Below are 16982 nucleotides of genomic sequence, written 5' to 3'. Positions count from 1 at the left end.
GCATAGGCGGACTGAAGGCTACTCCGGTATACTCACCCTCAGAAAGGAGGCAGCGCCCATGAACGGCTCCGACCCGCGCAGCCGCCCCATTATCGAAGTCAAGGACCTTCGCAAGGAATATCCCATCGGCGACGAGACGGTGGTGGCCCTCAAGCGCATCAATCTGAATGTGTCCCGGGGGGAGATCTGCTGTATCTTCGGTACCTCCGGCTCGGGCAAAAGTACCCTGCTCAACCAACTGGCGGGGATGGAAAAGCCCACCCGGGGAGAGGTTCGCATCGGCGGGGTACCCATCTCCCGGCTGAGCGAAAATCAGCTGGCCGCCTTCCGGCAGCGGCACCTGGGCTTTGTGTTTCAGTCCTACAATCTGCTGCCCAATCTGACCGCCACCGAAAACGTGGCCCTCCCCCTGATGTTTCGGGGGGTGCCCAAGGCCCAGCGGGAGGCGGCAGCCCGCAAGCTGCTCACCCGGGTGGGGCTGGCCCACCGGCTGGACCACTTTCCCCGTCAAATGTCCGGCGGCCAGCAGCAGCGGGTAGGCATTGCCCGGGCCTTCATCGCCCGGCCCGACGTGGTATTTGCCGACGAGCCCACCGGCAACCTGGACTCCAAAACCACGGTGGAGATCATGAACATGATCTGTACCTTTGCCCGGGATTTTCACCAGACCATCATCCTGGTCACCCACGACCCTGAGATGGCCGCCTACGCCCACCGTATCGTCACCCTCATCGACGGCGAAATCGTCCGCAACGAAATCAATCAAAAGGAGAGATCCCCCCATGAAGCATAGTCTTTCCCGCACCGCTCTGTCTGTGCTCCTGCTGCTGGCCCTGCTGGCCTCCGCTTTGCCCGCCGCCCTGGGCGCCGAGGGGAGCAACCTGTTCATCACCGGCTACCAGGTGACCAACAGTGCCGGAAGCCCCATGTATACCATCACCAAAGGCACCACGGTGGATATCACCGTGTCCATCAAGGACACCGGCGACGGCACCGGCGACGGCGACCCCCGGACCCTGGACATCACCAAGTTGGACGACAGCTTTACCGGCGGTACTCTGACTGTGGAAAAGACCTCCCCTGTGGGCGCTCCCCTGGTGTACGCCGTCAAGCTGGGCAGCCTGACCTACAAAGGAGTGGGCCAGAGCCTGAAGCTCCAGGTGGGCACCGCCGGTCAGCCCGACAGCTACCAGACCCTGGAGCTCACCATCACCGAGGCTGTGGTATATGAGGCCCCCCAGCCCACCCCGGAGCCTGTCCCCACCCCGCCGGAGCCCATCCCCGTTCCCAATGTGCTGGTATCCCGCAGCGAGCTGGATAAGCCCATCGAGGCGGGGCAGACGGTTCCCCTGACGGTGACCTTCCAGAATCTGAGCACCGCCCGCCTCACCGCTCCGGTGGTGACCCTCACCCCCTCCGACGGCCTCACCATCGCCGGGGGCTCCTCCTCCTTCTCGCTGCCCGACATCGCCGGGAAAAAGAGCGTCACCCTGAAAATCGTGCTTCAGGCCGCCGCCACCATCTCCACCCCAGCCCAGTCTTTGGGGGTGGATCTGAAGTTTAACTACTTCAACAACCTGTCTGTGGTGCAGGGCACCATGAGCGACAAGCTGAGCATCCCTGCTCTGGGCCGGGAGAGTGTCCCCCAACCGGTGGTGCTGGTGTCCCGCTCGCCGCTGGACCACCCCCTGGCCCCCGACGAGAGCGCCACCGTCACCATTCAATTCCAGAACACCGGCTCCACCCGGCTGGTGAAGCCCACCGTTACCGTTACCCCCTCGGAATCCCTGGTGGTGCTCAATGACGCCGCCACCTTCCTGCTGCCCAACCTGGACCCCGGCCGGACGGCCCGCATTGAGGTGCAGGTCAAAGTGGCCAAGGGCAGCACCGCTACCAGCCAGTCTCTGAGCACCGAACTGAAATTCAGTTACGACAATGGCGGCATGCTCACCCAGGCCACCATGTCCGATAAGGTGGTGGTACCCACCCTGGCCAAGGAGAGCGTACCCCAGCCGGTGGTACTGGTGTCCCGTGGGGAGAATGTGAAGGCCCTCTCTCCCGGCGAGACCGCCAGCGTGCCTCTTATCTTCCAGAACGCCAGCGCCTCCACCCTGGTCAAACCGGTGGTCACTGTGTCCGCCTCGGAGTCCCTGACGCTGCTGGACCCCGCCGCTACCTTCCTGCTGCCCGACCTGGAGCCGGGCCAGACCGCCTCCATTGCGGTGAATATCAAGGCCGCCAAGGACCTGACCGCCGCCAGCCAGTCCCTCACCACCGAGCTGAAGTTCAACTACGACAACGGCGAAGCCCTGACCCAGGGCACTTCTTCCGACAAAATCAACCTCTCCGCCAATGTGCCCGCCAAAACCGACGCCTCAGTGCCCAACGTGGTGGTGCGCAGTTTCGCCTTCGGCGAGGGCTCGGTGGCCGCCGGCAGCGCCTTTCCCCTCCGCTTCACCTTTGAGAACACCGGCGCTGTTAGAATCGAAAATCTGGTGGTGACGGTGGACGGCGGCGAGACTTTCACCATGGACGCGGGTACCAACACCTATTTTTATAAATCACTGGCCGCTGGGGCTGCCCAGACCCAGGAGGTGCCCATGCGGGCCATTCCCACCGGCAAGAGCGGGGCCCAGGGTATGGCGCTCTCCTTCAAGTACGAGTACATGGACGGGGAGAAGCGGGCCCAGGCCAGCTGCGACGTGAAGTTGTCTATCCCGGTGTATCAGCCCGACCGGTTCCAGATCAACGCCCCCTCAGTGCCCGAGTCGGTGTCCATGGGGGAGGAGACCGAGCTGCTGCTGACCTACGTCAACAAGGGCAAGGATGATTTGGCCAACCTGGAGGCCACGGTAGTGGGGGAGGGGGTGGACACCCCTGCCCGCACCCAGTACCTGGGCAACATCACCGCCGGAGCCAACGGCAACATTGGCTTTGCCCTCACCCCCATGGAGGAGGGGGACCTGAACCTGGTGCTCAAGATCAGCTATGAAAACGCCGACCAGCAGGTCCAGACCCGGGAATTTCCCGTCACCCTCCACGTTACCGCCCCGCCCCCGGCGGAGGACTTCCCCGATGACTTTGATCCGGAAGCGGAAGCGAGCGGCTTTCCCTGGCTGCCGGTGGGCCTGGCAGGCGGCGGTGTGGTCATTGCCGGCGCCGCAGGATTTCTGGTGTGGAAGAAAAAGCGGGGCGGTCAGGCGGCGGCCGATACCTGGGACAACTGGGACGACAACGCCCCCGGCGGGGAGGCGTGAGCCATGAAACGCAAAGACCTGCTGCGCGTCTGCCTGCAAAATCTGACGCGCCGGAAATCCCGCACCTTTCTTACAGTGCTGGGGGTACTCATCGGCTGCTGCTCCATCGTTATCATGGTATCTCTGGGCATCGGCATGAAGGAGGCCCAGGACAAAACGCTGGCGGAAATGGGGGACCTGACCATCATCACGGTCAGCGCCCCCCAGGGGGGCCGGGGCAAGGTCAAGCTGGACGACGCCCTGCTGCGGCGGCTCAAGGGCATCCCGGGCATCGCGGCTTTCACCCCCAAGCGGAGCCTGGAGGTAGAATCCATCTCCCTGGTGGCTGGTACAGGCAGGCGCTATATCGCCGACTGGACTTCCGTGGTGGGGGTGGACACCGGCGCTCTGGAGCAGATGGGCTATCACCTGACCGAGGGTACCCTGCCCAAGCATGATAACGAGGTGCTGGTGGGACAATACCTGGCCTACAGCTTCAAAGACACCCTGCGGCCCGAGGGCCACAACATGATCGACCGCTGGGCGGGAAACTTTGACGACAATGGCAAGCCCATCGACCCGCCGCCCCCTTTCTTTGACCCCTTGAAGGGGCCTATGACCATGGAAATCGAAACCCAAAACGGAAAGATCACCCTGCCCATCACTCCGGTTGGGGCGGTCAAGGAGGACTACTCCAAGGGCAGCGAGACTTCCGAAGGAATCATGCTCAACATGGCCGACCTGCGCAAGCTGATGGAAAAGACCCAGGGAGGGCGGAAAAAGGCCACGGCGTACGACTCCGTTATGGTCAAGGTTAAGAGCATCGACCAGGTGGAGTCGGTGGAGCGGGAACTCAAGACCATGGGGTACGCCACCGAATCTATGGAGAGCATCCGCCGCCCCATGGAGAAGGAGGCCCGGCAAAAGCAGCTGATGCTGGGGGGACTGGGGGCCATCTCCCTCTTTGTGGCGGCTCTGGGCATCACCAACACCATGATTATGTCCATTTCGGAGCGCACCCGGGAGATTGGCGTGATGAAGTCCCTGGGCTGCTATGTCACGGATATTCGGATTATGTTTCTCTCGGAGGCCGGGGCCATCGGGCTCATCGGCGGGCTTATTGGCTGTGTCATTAGCTTTGTGGCCTCGGTGGTCATCAATCTGGTTTCTCTGGGGCCGTCGGTGGAACATTTGCTTCCCGCCATCCTGGGGGGCGAGGAGGTCACCCGGGTGTCGGTGATCCCACCCTGGCTGCTGCTCTTTGCCATTGTGTTCTCAGTGTTCATCGGCCTGGGCTCCGGCTACTACCCGGCCAACAAGGCGGTGCGCATCCCGGCCCTGGAAGCCATCAAAACGGAATAATATCGTTTTTCGTATCTTTTTCCACGCACGGCATATACTAGTTCCGGGTGATGGTATATGAAACAGCACAAATGGCTCTTTTATGTGTTATGGGTCCTCTTTGCCGAGGCGGTGGGCTTTCTGTCCGGGTGGCTGACCCGGGAAGGGGTTCAGCTCTATACCAAGACCATCCAACAGCCGCCTCTTTCTCCCCCCGCCCTGGTCTTTCCTATTGTGTGGGGCATCCTCTTTGCCCTGATGGGTGTGGGGGCGGCCCGGATCTATCTGGCCACTTTTTCCAGAGAGCGCACGATCAGCCTGAGAATTTTTCTGCTCCAATTGGCCTTTAACTTCTTCTGGAGCATCCTTTTCTTCAACTTCCAGGCCTTTGGATTTGCCCTGATCTGGCTGGCGGTGTTGTGGGCGCTTATTTTGTGGATGATCTTCTCTTTCCGCAAAGTAGATCCCCTTGCTGCCTGGCTTCAGGTTCCCTATCTGCTGTGGGTGAGCTTTGCGGCCTACCTGAATTTCGGCGTCTGGCGGCTAAACTGAATCAGGCCCCCCGGCACAGCCGGGGGGCCTTTCCTAATGCTGCCAGCAGCGTCTGCTGGCGTCGTTTTAGCCAGTGAAAAAACCCGGCTCATGAATCAAGCATGAGCCGGGTTTTTGACTACAATAAAAGATCAGCCAATGCCCTGGTAGTAGATACCAAGAGCCCACACCGCCGCCGTCACCAGCACATAAAACCGGGCGGTAACATCAAAGAACCGGCCGGGGCGCTTATGGCCGCCCAGAGCCAGCTCGTCTTTCACGGGGCCCAGACCCAGTACAAAGTAGATACACACCGCCACCAGCAAAGCGCCGAAGGGGGAGACATAGATGGTAATGAGGTCCATCCAGCTTCCCATGCCCGCCAGGGACTCCAGGAACAGGCCGGGCAGGAAGGCCACCGCGCCCATAATCAGGGTGGCGGTGCGGCGGGACAGCTTGACGGTGGAGCTGAGAGCCTCGCCGCAGGCTTCCAGCATATTCATCAGGGAAGTGATACCGGCAAAGAACACCGACAGGAAGAACAGGAAGGCGAAGATCTGCCCGCCGGGCATCTGGGTAAAGACCTGGGGCAGGGTGACGAACATCAGAGCGGGGCCGCTGGTGGGGTCAATGCCAAAGGCAAACACGGCGGGGATGATGGCAAAGCCCGCCAGCAGGGCGGCAATGGTGTCCAGCAGGGCGGTCATGCCCGCGTGGCGCAGGATGCTCTCGCTTTTTTTCATATAGCTGCCGTAGATGAGCATACCCGCCCCGTTGATGGACAGAGAGAAGAAGGCCTGTCCCATGGCCATGACCCAGGTCTCCGGGTTGAGCAGATAACTCCAGTCGGGACGGAGCAGATAGAGATAGCCGTCCACCGCGCCGGGGAGAAAGGCCACCCGAATAGCAATGATGAGGAACAGGATGAAAAAGGCGGGCATCATGAGTTTGCTCAGCTTTTCAATGCCGGAGGCCACGCCGAAAATCAGGATGACCACCGTCAGCACTACCGCCGCCAGATGCCAGGGCACCGAGCCGAAGTTCACTGCCAGAGCGTCAAAAAAGCCTTGGGCGTCGCCGGACAGGATAGAACCGGTGACCGAACCGGCGGTATACCGCAGCACCCAGCCCACCACCACCGAGTAGCCGATGGCGATACCCAGCACACCCAGCAGGGGGATGATACCCAGCACTCTGCCGCCCCGTTTTCCGCGGGTGTTCAGGGCGTAGTCCAAAGAGCCCATGGCTCCGGTACCGGTGAGCCGCCCCAGGGCAAATTCTCCAGACAGGCCCACATAGCTGAACAGGGCCACAAAGAGAAAATAGGGGATCAGAAAAGCGCCGCCGCCGTACTGCCCCACCCGGTAGGGAAACAGCCAGATATTGCCCATGCCTACGGCGGAGCCCACTGCCGCCAGGACAAAGCCCAGGGAGCTGGTAAACTTACCGCCGGTTTTGTTGTGTTCCATTCAGAGTTCCTCCTCTTCGTTGAGGCGGACCATGTGGATGTGGTCCTCCCAAACGCCGTTGATCTTTAAATAGTGTTTGGACAAACCCTCTTCTGCAAAGCCCGCCTTGGCCGCCGCCCGGCGGGAGGGAAGGTTGCGGGGCATGATGTTGGCCTCCATCCGGTGGAGCCCCAGGTTGCGGAAGCCCCACTCCGTCAGAGCGGCAATGGCCTCCGAGCCGTACCCCTGGCCCCAGAGGGTATGGTCGATCTTATAGGAAACAAAGCAGGAGTGGAAGGCCCCGCCGATGATTTCGTTGAGGCCCGCCAGCCCGATGACCTTCCCCGGATGCCGGGGCTGGACCAGCAGGAAACGGAAGCTGCGGCCATTCTCGGCCTGCTTCAAATCCTCGGCCAGCCGCTCCGCCTGGCCCTCGGGAGTAAAAAATTCCTCCGGCTGGACCGGGTCAAAGGGGGCGAAGGCCGCCCGATTGCGGCGGTAAAAAGCCGCCGCCCCCTCTGCCAGAGACGGGTCTACCGCCAGAAATCCCAGCCGGGGAGAGCGAAATACAAAACAACCCATCTGGTTGCCTCCTTGAAAGCGTGTCACAGCCACGTTTTTGACAGTCCCGGAGATTATAACATACCTGCTCGACTTTTGCACGATTAAGTTATCACGCTTGAAAGAGGGGGCAGGACAAAAAGATTCCCCAGGGGGTGGTTGACCTTGCCACCGGTTTTCGATACAATAGAAGCACCAGAAAGGGAGCCGTCCGCCGTGGGCGGCTCTCCCATTGCTAAGGGAGATAGGAAAACGTATGCTGAACACCCAAGAGGAACTGCGCTTTTGCAAGGCCCGGCGGTCTGCCATCGGGCTGGAGTTCGGGAATCTGAACCCGGAGCAGCGAAAGGCCGCTCTGGCCACCGAGGGGCCCCTGCTGCTGCTGGCGGGGGCGGGCAGCGGCAAGACCACGGTGCTCATCCACCGCATTGCCAACCTGATGAAGTACGGCCGGGGGGCCGACTCCGACGAGGTGCCAACCTGGGTCACCCCGGCGGACCTGGCCTTTTTGGAGGATTATGTGGCCCACCCGGACCCGGCCAAAAAGGCCGAGCAGGAGCGGCTGTGCCGTCTGGACCCGGCGGTGCCCTGGTCCATTCTGGCCATCACCTTTACCAACAAAGCCGCCGGTGAGCTGAAGGAGCGGCTGGAGCGGATGCTGGGCCCCGCCGCCAACGACGTGTGGGCCTCCACCTTCCACTCCGCCTGCGTGCGGATCCTGCGGCGGGACATTGACCGGCTGGGCTTCACCAGCTCCTTCACCATCTACGACACCGCCGACTCCGAGCGGGTCATCAAGGATATCGTGAAGGACTTCAACCTGGACGACAAGACCTTCTCCGCCCGCACCGTGCTGGGCTATCTGTCCCGGGCCAAGGACGCCATGCAGTCGGGGGCGGACTACCTGGCCCAGTGTGAGAAGGCAGGGGACTTCCGCCTGGTGAAGATCGCCAAGATCTATGTGGAGTACGAGCGGCGGCTCAAGGAGGCCAACGCCCTGGATTTTGACGATATCATCCTGGACACGGTCCGCCTGCTGCAAAAATTCGATGACGTACGGGAATATTACCAGAAGAAATTCCGATATGTACTCATCGACGAGTATCAGGACACCAACAACCTGCAATATCTGCTGGCCTCTACCCTGGCGGGCGGCTATGAAAATATCTGTGTGGTGGGAGACGACGACCAGTCCATTTACCGCTTCCGGGGGGCCACCATCGAGAACATCCTCTCCTTTGAAAACCAGTACAAGGGGGCCCGGGTCATCCGGCTGGAGCAGAACTACCGCTCCACCAAAAATATCCTGGAGGCCTCCAATGCGGTCATCAAGAACAACGAGGGCCGCAAGGGTAAGGAGCTGTGGACCCAGCATGAGGCGGGGGACAAGCTCCAGTGCTACACCGCTATGAATGAGCACGAGGAGGCCCAATATGTGGCGGCCCAGATCTTGGCGGATTACTCGGCCGGGCGGAGCTGGAAGGACCACGCGGTGCTCTATCGGATGAACGCCCAGTCCAACCAGATCGAGCAGGCCTTCAAGCGCAACGGCGTGCCCTACCGCATCATCGGCGGCATCCGCTTCTTTGACCGGGCGGAGGTCAAGGATATGCTGGCCTACCTCAGCGTGGTGAATAACCCCGGCGACGATCTGCGGCTGTCCCGCATCATCAATAACCCGCCCCGGGGCATCGGCGCCACCACGGTGGACCGGGCCCAGACCATTGCCCAGGCTCAGGGCCGGTCCCTGTGGGATATCATCAGCCATGCCCGGGACTGGCCGGAGCTGCAAAAGGCGGCCCCCAAGCTGGGCCAGTTCGCTGAGCTGATAGACGATCTGCGGAAGCTGTCCCGGGAGCTGTCCCTTCCGGAGTTTTACGATGAGGTGGTGGAACGCACCGGCTACGCTGTCATGCTGGAGCAGAAAAAGACCATTGAGGACCGCACCCGGCTGGAGAACGTGCGAGAGCTGGCCACCTCTATCCAGAATTATCTGGACAACAGCATTGAGGAGCCCTCTCTGGCAGGCTTTTTGGATGAAATCGCCCTGTATACCGACATTGACAGCCACGATCCCAGCGAGGACTGCGTGGTGATGATGACCATGCACTCGGCCAAGGGACTGGAATTCCCGGTGGTCTTTGTGGTGGGGGTGGAAGAGGGTATTTTCCCCGGCATCCGGGCCATTGGAGAGCCCCAGGAGATGGAGGAGGAGCGGCGGCTGTGCTATGTGGCTATGACACGGGCCAAGGAAAAGCTGTATATGACCTGCGCCTCCCAGCGGATGCTCTTCGGCCGTACCAACGCCAACCGGCCCTCCCGGTTTTTGGGGGAGATCCCCCCGGAGCTTGTGGAGAAGTCGGGCCGCCTGCCCCGGGGCGAGCGGGAGGAGGGGGAGCGCCCCTCCCGCAAGACCGCCCCGGTGCGCCGCACCTTCGACCCCGGTTTCTCTCTGGGCCACACGACTCCGGCGGCCCCGGCCTCCGGCCCTGCCCAGACGGGACAGACAGCCCCGGCGGGCGGCAGCTTCCGCATGGGAGACACCGTGCGCCACAAGGCCTTCGGCCACGGCCTCATCACCAAGGTGACCCCCATGGGGGGCGACGCCCTGGTGGAGATCGCCTTCGACAGCGTGGGCACCAAAAAGCTGATGCTTAAGTCGGCCTCCCAGTATATGACAAAAGAATAAAACAGACTGTGGGAAAAGACCTCAGGTCTTTTCCCACAAAAGGCTGCATGGCGGATGGGACTCGATTTCTAACGAAATTGTCACCCCATCCGCCATGAGAAGTGTCCTTTCCGAGGCACATGTCCCCGGAAAGGACGGGTTTTAGTTTTATTCCGTCGTCTGCGGACGACGGAACTCTGCGAGGCTCCCTATGAGGAAGGTGTTTCGTTAATGTCAAGAATGAGCAGAGACTCAAATCAGCTCAGTAAAGCTGTGGATATACCGGTGGCAGAGCGCCTTTAATTCCGTTTCGTACCGGGCGTAAAAGGGGTCGTACACCCCCACCACGGTCAGCCCCGCCTCTTTGGCGGCGGCGCAGGCCCCGGGAGAGTCCTCATACAACGTGCTCTCCTCCGGCCTGGCCCCCAGCTCCTTCAGTACATGGACAAAGGTAGCCGGGTCCTTCTTCAACATTCCAAGCTCCTGGACGAAGATCAGTTGGGAAAAGTACCGCTCCATGTCCAACCGTTTCAGAGCCGCTTTACAGAACTCAGGCACGCAGGCGGTCAGGAGCGCCATGTCCTCCCCCTGCCGGGCGCACTGTTCCAGAAAGGCCAGCGCCCCCGGTTTGGCGGGGACCTGGGAGAGATAGGCCTCCCGGCCCATCTCGGTCCACTCGTCCATAATGGCTTGGGGGCTCATATCCAGGTGGTAATAGTCGATGGTGAACTGGGCGGCCAGAGGGAAGATGGAGTGCCCCACCGTCTCGCTGTATTCCCAGGTGGGGGTCAGCCCCCGGCGGGCCAGAAAGGTGTTGTCAACCACCTCCCATACTCCGTTGGAGTCCACTAAGGTACCGTCAAAGTCAAACAAGATCATACATAAAACCTCCAGGGAAATTGGATGGCCTCTTGGGCATAGTCGATGCCGATGCGGGGGCCGGTGTGGAAGGGGGGCGGCAATTCCCCGCCATCACAGAGGAAAAGGGCCTCGCCGCACAGATCCAGGCCGTTTTGGGCTCTGGTAAGGCCCAGCGCCTTACACACTTTGCCTGGACCGTCCAGAAAGTGTTTTCTTTGATAGGGGGTGAGCTGGGCCGGCATGGCCCCAAAGCGGTTGAGACTCATACGCTCCACACCATCCACAGGCTCCAGGCCCCGCAGAAGGACGGCGGCGGGCTCGCCTTCGGCCTCGGTAACGAAGTTGAGGCAGTGGTACATGCCGTAGATCAGGTAGATGTACGCCGTGCCCGGCGGAGCAAAGAGTGTCTCGGTCCGGGGGGTGCGCTTGTAGCCGTAGGCATGGCAGGCCTTGTCACACCGGCCGATATAAGCCTCCACCTCAGTGATGCGGCCCACCAGCCGCTCCCCGTCCAACACCCGCACCAGATATTTTCCCAACAGCGCCGGGGCCACCTCCAAAGTGTCCCGGGCGAAAAAGTCCCGTCCCAGCTTCTGCATCCCCATCCTCCTTTGTCGATTATTTTATAGTTTACCATAGGGAAAGGAACGGTACAACCATGAGCCAAACCAAAGAAAACAGTGTCCTGGCCAAATTCGCCACCCCGCTGATTATTCTTGCCACCATCATCTGGGGCAGCTCCTTTGTCGTGATGAAGAGCAGCGTGGATGTGCTGCCCACCTTCTGGCTGCTGGCCATCCGGTTCAGCTTTGCCGCCCTGGTGCTGGCTGTCGTGTTCATCCGGCGGTGGAAGGTGATGGACCGCCACTACCTCATCGGCGGCACCGTCATGGGCTTTTGCCTGTTTGTGGCCTATGCCTTCCAGACCTACGGCCTGGAGCGGACCACCCCCGGCAAGAATGCCTTTCTTACCGCCGTCTACTGCGTCATCGTCCCCTTCCTGTACTGGATCGTGGCCAAGCGCCGGCCGGACAAGTTCAACGTCATTGCCGCCCTGCTGTGCATCGTAGGCATTGGGCTGGTGTCGGCCACCGGAAAGAACGCCTCCGCCTTCAATCTGGGGGATGTGCTTACCCTCATCGGCGGCTTCTTCTTCGCCTGCCACATCGTGGCAGTGGCCAAGTTTGCCGAGGGCCGGGATATCTTTATCCTTACCACCCTTCAGTTTGCCTCCTTCGCTGTGTTCTCCTGGATTGGCGTGCTGGTCACACAGAGCACGGTTTCTCCTGAGGTCTTCACCGGCGACCTGCTGTTCGGACTGGCCTATCTGGTGATCTTTGCCTCTTGCGGGGCCCTGCTCTTTCAGAACATCGGCCAGAAGTACACCGCTCCCGCCACTGCCGCCGTCCTTTTGTCTTTGGAGGCCCCCTTCGGCGTGTTCTTCTCCATGCTCTTTGCCAGCGAGCAGCCCACTCCCCTGATGATGGTGGGCTTTGCCCTCATCTTTGTGGCGGTGGTGTGCTCGGAAACCAAGTTCTCCTTTCTGCGGAAAAAGTAATACCCAAACAGCCCTGTCCTACTGTTGGGGACAGGGCTGTTTTGCAATATTCAGGACTCCAAACGGAGTCATATTTCACCCTGTATGACTCCGTTTGGTACCATAAAAAAGGTGATGAGCATGTATTTTCAGCGTATCCGGGATTTGCGGGAGGACCACGACAAAACCCAGCAGGAGATCGCGGCCTACCTGAATATGCACCGCAGCGTCTACCGGCGCTATGAGCTAGGCCAGCGGGAGCTGCCCCTGTGGGCGGCCATCAAGCTGGCCGATCTATACCGCACTTCTATTGACTATCTGGCTGGGCGAACCGACAACGCCGGGCCGCCCCATGCGTAAGCTGGCCTGGTTTGCCGCCGCCTGTTCGGGGGCGGTCTTTCTGGCGGTATATCTGCTGCCGGAAGGGATACTGGTGCCGGCTGGGGCGTGCTGCGCTCTGGCGGCGCTGAGCGGCCTGCTGCTGCGCGGAAAGGCCCGCCTGCGGGTAGTGCTGCTCTGCTTTGGGCTGGCGGCGGGCCTGTGCTGGACCGGGGTGTACAGCGGGCTGGTGCGGGCTCCTGCCCTTCGTCTGGCAGGTACCGAGGCCACTGTCTCCGCCACCGTGACCGATTGGCCCCAGGAGGGGAAATACAGCGCCTCGGTATTGGCCAAGGTCCGCCCGGCGGACGGACTGCCGGTCAATGTCCTCTTCTATCTGGATGGGGAGGGGGCGGAGGACCTGCGCCCCGGAGACGTGCTGACGGTGACCGCCTCCTTTCGTATGGCGGACACCATGGCGGGGGAGCCTACCGATTACTACTTTGCCAAAGGGGTGCTGCTCATGGGCAGCGCCAAGGAGTGGACAGTACAGTCCCCGGACCATACCCCTGTGTCCCTCTGGCCCGCCCTGGTCAGCAAGGCGCTGAAAGACAGTGTGGCCCGCAGCTTTCCCGACAGTACCGGGCCCCTGGTTACGGCCCTGATTACCGGCGACAAAACCAGCCTGCCCGACGGCGTGTACAACGCCCTCCGGCGGTCGGGACTGGCCCATGTGATCGCCGTTTCCGGTCTTCACGTCTCCTTCCTGGCCAGCTTTGTTACCACCCTGCTGGGCCGCAGGCGGCGGTTGGCGGCGGTGGTGGGCATCTGTCTGCTCTTTTTCTTTGCCGCCGTGGCGGGGAACACCCCCTCGGTCCAGCGGGCGGCCCTGATGCAGGCCCTTTTGTTGATCGCGCCTCTGGCCGACCGGGAGAATGACCCGCCCACTGCCCTCAGCACCGTGCTGATGGTGCTGCTGCTGTTCAATCCCTACGCCGCCGCCAGTGTGTCCCTACAGCTGTCCTTTGCGGCTGTGGCGGGGATTTTCCTCTTTACCGGCCCTCTGTGCCGGCGGTGGCAGGACAAGCTGCCAAGAAAGCCCAAGGGGTTTTGGCAGCGGCTGGGGTGTCGGGCGGCCCGGGTGGTGCTGGTCAGCATAGCTACCACCCTAGGGGCCATGGTGTTCACCACGCCCCTCATGGCCTATTATTTTGACAGTATTTCCCTCATCTCGCCCCTGACCAATCTGCTCGCTCTATGGGCGGTATCCGCCGCCTTTCTGGGCGGGCTGGTGACCGCTCTGGTGGGGCTGCTGCTGCCAGTAGCGGCGTGGGTTTTGGCTTGGGTGGTCTCTCTGCCGGTGTGGTATTTACAATGGCTCACCGCCGCTCTGGCCGCTCTGCCTTTTGCCTCGGTGTCCGTCCACTCCATCTATCTGACCCTGTGGATGGCGTTGACCTACGGCCTGATCTGTCTTTGGGTATTGTGGCGGGGGCCCAGGGGACGGGTGGTTGTGCCGGTGTGCCTCAGCGCCTCCACGCTGTGCGGGGCTCTGGTGCTCCAGGCTGCCACCCTCACCGGCGGCAGCCTCACCGTGTCGGTGCTGGATGTGGGGCAGGGCCTCAGCGTGGCCCTCTACTCCAAGGGACGGACCGCCCTTATCGACTGCGGGGGCTACGACGCCGGAAACACGGCGGCGGACTACTTCCAGTCCCTGGGGCTGAGCCATATCGACCTGGTGATCCTCACCCACTACCACGATGACCACGCCGCCGGGATTCCCCAGCTGTTGGAGCGGATGGACGTGGGCCTGCTTATCCTGCCCGATGTGGAACCGGACAGCGCCCTGCGCGCTCAGGTCCAGGAAGCCGCCCAGGCCCATGGGGTGGAGACCCTGCTGATCTCCGACGGGGCTACGGCGGAACTGGGTGAGACAGCGTTAAAGATCTATCCGCCACTGGGCAGCGGCGGCAGCAATGAAGAGGGATTATCAGTGCTGGGTACCGCCGGGACCTTTGATGTGCTGGTGACGGGAGATATGAACGACAAGGTGGAGGAGCGGCTGGTGAAGTATGGAAACCTGCCCCAGACCGAGCTGCTGGTGGCGGGTCACCACGGCTCCAAGTACGCCTCCTCGGAAGTGCTGCTCCAGGCCGTCCAGCCAGAGCTGGCGGTGATCTCAGTTGGATATAATACTTACGGACACCCGGCGGAGGACACCCTGAGCCGGCTGGCCCGGCAGGGGTGCGACATCTACCGCACCGACTGGTCGGGGACCGTTACCATTACCGCGGAATAAGGAGAGATACCATGCCGCCAAAGGGAAAAACCGATACCGCCGCCTATCAAAAGCTGAAGCAGGATTTGAAGAGCGGCACACTGGGCAGCCTCTATGTGTTTCATGGGGAGGAGGCCTATCTGCGGGACTACTACCTGGGACAGATGAAGAAAAAGCTGCTGCCTCCGGGGCTGGAGGCGTTCAATTACCATGTGGTCAACGGCAAGGAGTTTGACCTGAAGACCTTGGCTCAGACGGTGGACTGCCTGCCCATGATGAGCCCCCGCACCATGATTGTGGTCAATGACTACGATTTATTCAAGGGGGACAAGGAGGGCATGACTGCCCTTCTGAAGGATCTGCCAGACTATGTCTGCCTAGTCTTTGTGTATGATCTCATCGAATATAAATCGGATGCCCGCACCAAACTGGCCGGGATTCTCAAGGAAAAGGGCAGCGTGGTCCCCTTCAACCGGCAGGAGCAGGGGGATCTGGTGGACTGGATCGCCCGGCGGTTTAAGGCCCTGGACCATGACATTGGCACTGAGGACGCCAAGTATTTGATCTTCCTGTGCGGCGATCTGATGAACACGCTGATTTCGGAGATCGGAAAAATTGGAGCCTATGCCTCCCACCGGCGGGTGACCAGGGCGGATATCGATGCGGTGGCCACTCCACAGCTGGATGCGGTGGTGTTTCAGATGACAGACGCCATTTCCGCCGGGGACTTTGACAAGGCGGCCTCGGTGCTGGGGGATCTGTACCACATGCAGGAGGCCCCCATCAAGCTGCTGGCCGTTTTGGGCAAGCAGCTGCGGCAGCTCTATACCGCCAGGCTGGCTTTGGAGCAAAAAAAGGGAAGCCGGTACCTGATGGAGCTGTGGGGGATGCGTTCCTCCTACCCGGCGGAGCGGCTGATGCAATCGGCCCGCCGGTTCTCTCTAAGTTGGTGCCGCCGGGCGGTGATCCGGTGCGGTCAGGTGGATCTGGCCATGAAATCCACCGGCGCTGACGGGGCGGAATTGTTGACAGGCCTGCTGATGGAGCTGGCCGTAAAGAAAGGAGCCTGATGGTGATGAAAAAACGTACGATCATTGGTGTGGCGGCTGCCGCCGCCGTGGGCGCGGCGGGCTGGATGCTGACTGCCAGCCGCAGAAAAAATCAGGTGGAGATCATCCGGAAGCAGGTGTGCCGCCTGCTGGCGGTCCGCCGGGATGAGCTGCAGTCCCTGCGCAAGGCGGCGGAGGCCGGTGAACTGATGGCCGAAACTTTGAGCACGGAGCCGCTGGAAGGGCTGGAGATCGAAAGCGTCCGGCTGGAAGAGGGGGCCTTGACGGTGTGTTTGTACAACGGCAGCGCCCGGGCCTGGCTGTCCGATCAGCCTCTGGAGCGGCTGGACGTATACACCCAGCCCTGGCGGAACAGCGCCCGCCCTGGGGTACTGTATACCGAGAACCTGGGCGACGGCTGGTATGCGGGGTATGCCTGCCTGCACTGGAGTTAAATGATGCTGCGGATCAAAGAGGCGATTGTGGTAGAGGGGCGGTACGATAAAAATACCCTCGCCCAGATGGTGGATACTATTATTGTGGAGACCTCCGGCTTTGGAGTCTTCAAGAACAGTGAAAAGCTGGCCCTGTTCCGCCGCCTGGCGGCGGAGCGGGGCCTCATTATTCTCACCGACCCGGACGGGGCGGGATTTGTCATCCGCAATTTTCTCAAGGGGAGTATTCCACCAGAGCAGGTGAAGCACGCCTATGTGCCCGATATCTTTGGGAAGGAGCGGCGCAAGCGGGCTCCGGGCAAGGAGGGAAAGCTGGGGGTAGAGGGGATGCGCCCTCAGGTGCTGGAGCAGGCCCTCCGGCGGGCAGGGGCTACCTTCCTGGAGGAGGGGGCGCCGCCGGTGCGTCAGGGCCGTCCTATCACCAAGGCGGACCTGTTTGTTCTGGGGCTGTCCGGCGGCACCGGTTCCGCCGCCCGCAGAGAGGTGCTTTTAAAGCGTTTGGAGTTGCCGGTCCATCTGTCGCCTAACGCGATGCTGGAGGTACTTAACGCTTTGTTCTCCTATGAGGAGCTGGCTGACGCGGCCCAAGAACTGGATGCGAAAAAAGAAAAAGAAGAAAAATGAAAAAGAAGAAAAATGAAAAAAGGTGTTGACAAATAGGGGAGCGAGTGGTATTCTATCTGAGCGCCTTGCGAGAGG

15 protein-coding genes are annotated in these 16982 nt (G+C 61.2%); 11 read left to right on the top strand and 4 right to left on the bottom strand.

The window, feature by feature from the left end:
- Positions 1–58 precede the first annotated feature (58 nt).
- From Q0J75_RS07115 to Q0J75_RS07100, 4 genes are read left to right on the top strand one after another with little or no spacing between them, the layout of a single operon-like run.
- Positions 59–793, top strand: coding sequence for an ABC transporter ATP-binding protein (locus Q0J75_RS07115; protein ID WP_297198790.1), 735 nt, complete (start codon positions 59–61; stop codon positions 791–793).
- A complete protein-coding gene (locus Q0J75_RS07110) occupies positions 783–3257 on the top strand; it encodes a COG1361 S-layer family protein (RefSeq protein ID WP_297198787.1) in 2475 nt (824 codons plus the stop codon). The genes Q0J75_RS07115 and Q0J75_RS07110 overlap by 11 nt, the downstream gene beginning before the upstream one ends.
- 3 nt (positions 3258–3260) lie before the next feature.
- The gene (locus Q0J75_RS07105; RefSeq protein WP_297198784.1) at positions 3261–4598 is read left to right on the top strand and encodes an ABC transporter permease; all 1338 of its coding nucleotides are present in this window, start codon (positions 3261–3263) and stop codon (positions 4596–4598) included.
- 57 nt (positions 4599–4655) lie between these two features.
- Positions 4656–5129 (top strand): TspO/MBR family protein, encoded by a 474-nt coding sequence (locus Q0J75_RS07100; RefSeq protein WP_297198781.1) that lies wholly within the window; start codon positions 4656–4658, stop codon positions 5127–5129.
- Positions 5130–5260: 131 nt separating this feature from the next.
- Here the strand turns inward: Q0J75_RS07100 and Q0J75_RS07095 are convergent, their stop codons facing one another.
- Positions 5261–6577 (bottom strand): sodium-dependent transporter, encoded by a 1317-nt coding sequence (locus tag Q0J75_RS07095; protein ID WP_297198778.1) that lies wholly within the window; start codon positions 6575–6577, stop codon positions 5261–5263.
- The gene (locus Q0J75_RS07090) at positions 6578–7138 is read right to left on the bottom strand and encodes a GNAT family N-acetyltransferase (RefSeq protein WP_297198775.1); all 561 of its coding nucleotides are present in this window, start codon (positions 7136–7138) and stop codon (positions 6578–6580) included.
- A gap of 235 nt (positions 7139–7373) precedes the next feature.
- Here Q0J75_RS07090 and Q0J75_RS07085 point away from each other — a divergent pair, with 235 nt between their 5' ends.
- Complete coding sequence (locus Q0J75_RS07085; protein WP_297198774.1) at positions 7374–9806, top strand: ATP-dependent helicase; 2433 nt, start codon at positions 7374–7376, stop codon at positions 9804–9806.
- Positions 9807–10037: 231 nt separating this feature from the next.
- Here Q0J75_RS07085 and Q0J75_RS07080 read toward each other — a convergent pair whose 3' ends face one another.
- Entirely contained in the window at positions 10038–10664 is a 627-nt protein-coding gene (locus tag Q0J75_RS07080) for an HAD family hydrolase (protein ID WP_297198772.1), read from the bottom strand.
- Positions 10661–11245 carry a DNA-3-methyladenine glycosylase gene (locus Q0J75_RS07075; RefSeq protein WP_297198770.1) on the bottom strand — a complete coding sequence of 195 codons (585 nt, stop codon included), beginning with the start codon at positions 11243–11245 and terminating at the stop codon, positions 10661–10663. The genes Q0J75_RS07080 and Q0J75_RS07075 overlap by 4 nt, the downstream gene beginning before the upstream one ends.
- A 59-nt stretch (positions 11246–11304) precedes the next feature.
- On the opposite strand from Q0J75_RS07075, the gene Q0J75_RS07070 reads away from it, so the two are divergent.
- The 6 genes from Q0J75_RS07070 to Q0J75_RS07045 all read left to right on the top strand — a co-directional run bounded on the left by Q0J75_RS07070 (position 11305) and on the right by Q0J75_RS07045 (position 16907).
- Positions 11305–12204, top strand: coding sequence for a DMT family transporter (locus Q0J75_RS07070; protein ID WP_297198768.1), 900 nt, complete (start codon positions 11305–11307; stop codon positions 12202–12204).
- 120 nt (positions 12205–12324) lie between these two features.
- The gene (locus Q0J75_RS07065; RefSeq protein WP_297198765.1) at positions 12325–12543 is read left to right on the top strand and encodes a helix-turn-helix domain-containing protein; all 219 of its coding nucleotides are present in this window, start codon (positions 12325–12327) and stop codon (positions 12541–12543) included.
- Positions 12536–14800 (top strand): DNA internalization-related competence protein ComEC/Rec2, encoded by a 2265-nt coding sequence (locus Q0J75_RS07060; protein WP_297198761.1) that lies wholly within the window; start codon positions 12536–12538, stop codon positions 14798–14800. The genes Q0J75_RS07065 and Q0J75_RS07060 overlap by 8 nt, the downstream gene beginning before the upstream one ends.
- Before the next feature lie 11 nt (positions 14801–14811).
- A complete protein-coding gene (holA, locus tag Q0J75_RS07055; RefSeq protein WP_297198758.1) occupies positions 14812–15849 on the top strand; it encodes a DNA polymerase III subunit delta in 1038 nt (345 codons plus the stop codon).
- Positions 15850–15854: 5 nt separating this feature from the next.
- Positions 15855–16283: a toxin-antitoxin system antitoxin subunit gene (locus Q0J75_RS07050; protein ID WP_297198754.1), complete on the top strand. Its 429-nt coding sequence runs from the start codon at positions 15855–15857 to the stop codon at positions 16281–16283.
- Positions 16284–16286: 3 nt separating this feature from the next.
- Complete coding sequence (locus Q0J75_RS07045) at positions 16287–16907, top strand: toprim domain-containing protein (RefSeq protein WP_297198752.1); 621 nt, start codon at positions 16287–16289, stop codon at positions 16905–16907.
- Positions 16908–16982: the final 75 nt, after the last annotated feature.

Source organism: uncultured Flavonifractor sp., from assembly GCF_944385615.1.
Taxonomy (GTDB): domain Bacteria; phylum Bacillota; class Clostridia; order Oscillospirales; family Oscillospiraceae; genus Flavonifractor.
Note: the sequence above shows the minus strand (reverse complement) of the source record. Positions and strands in the feature narration are given on the sequence as shown.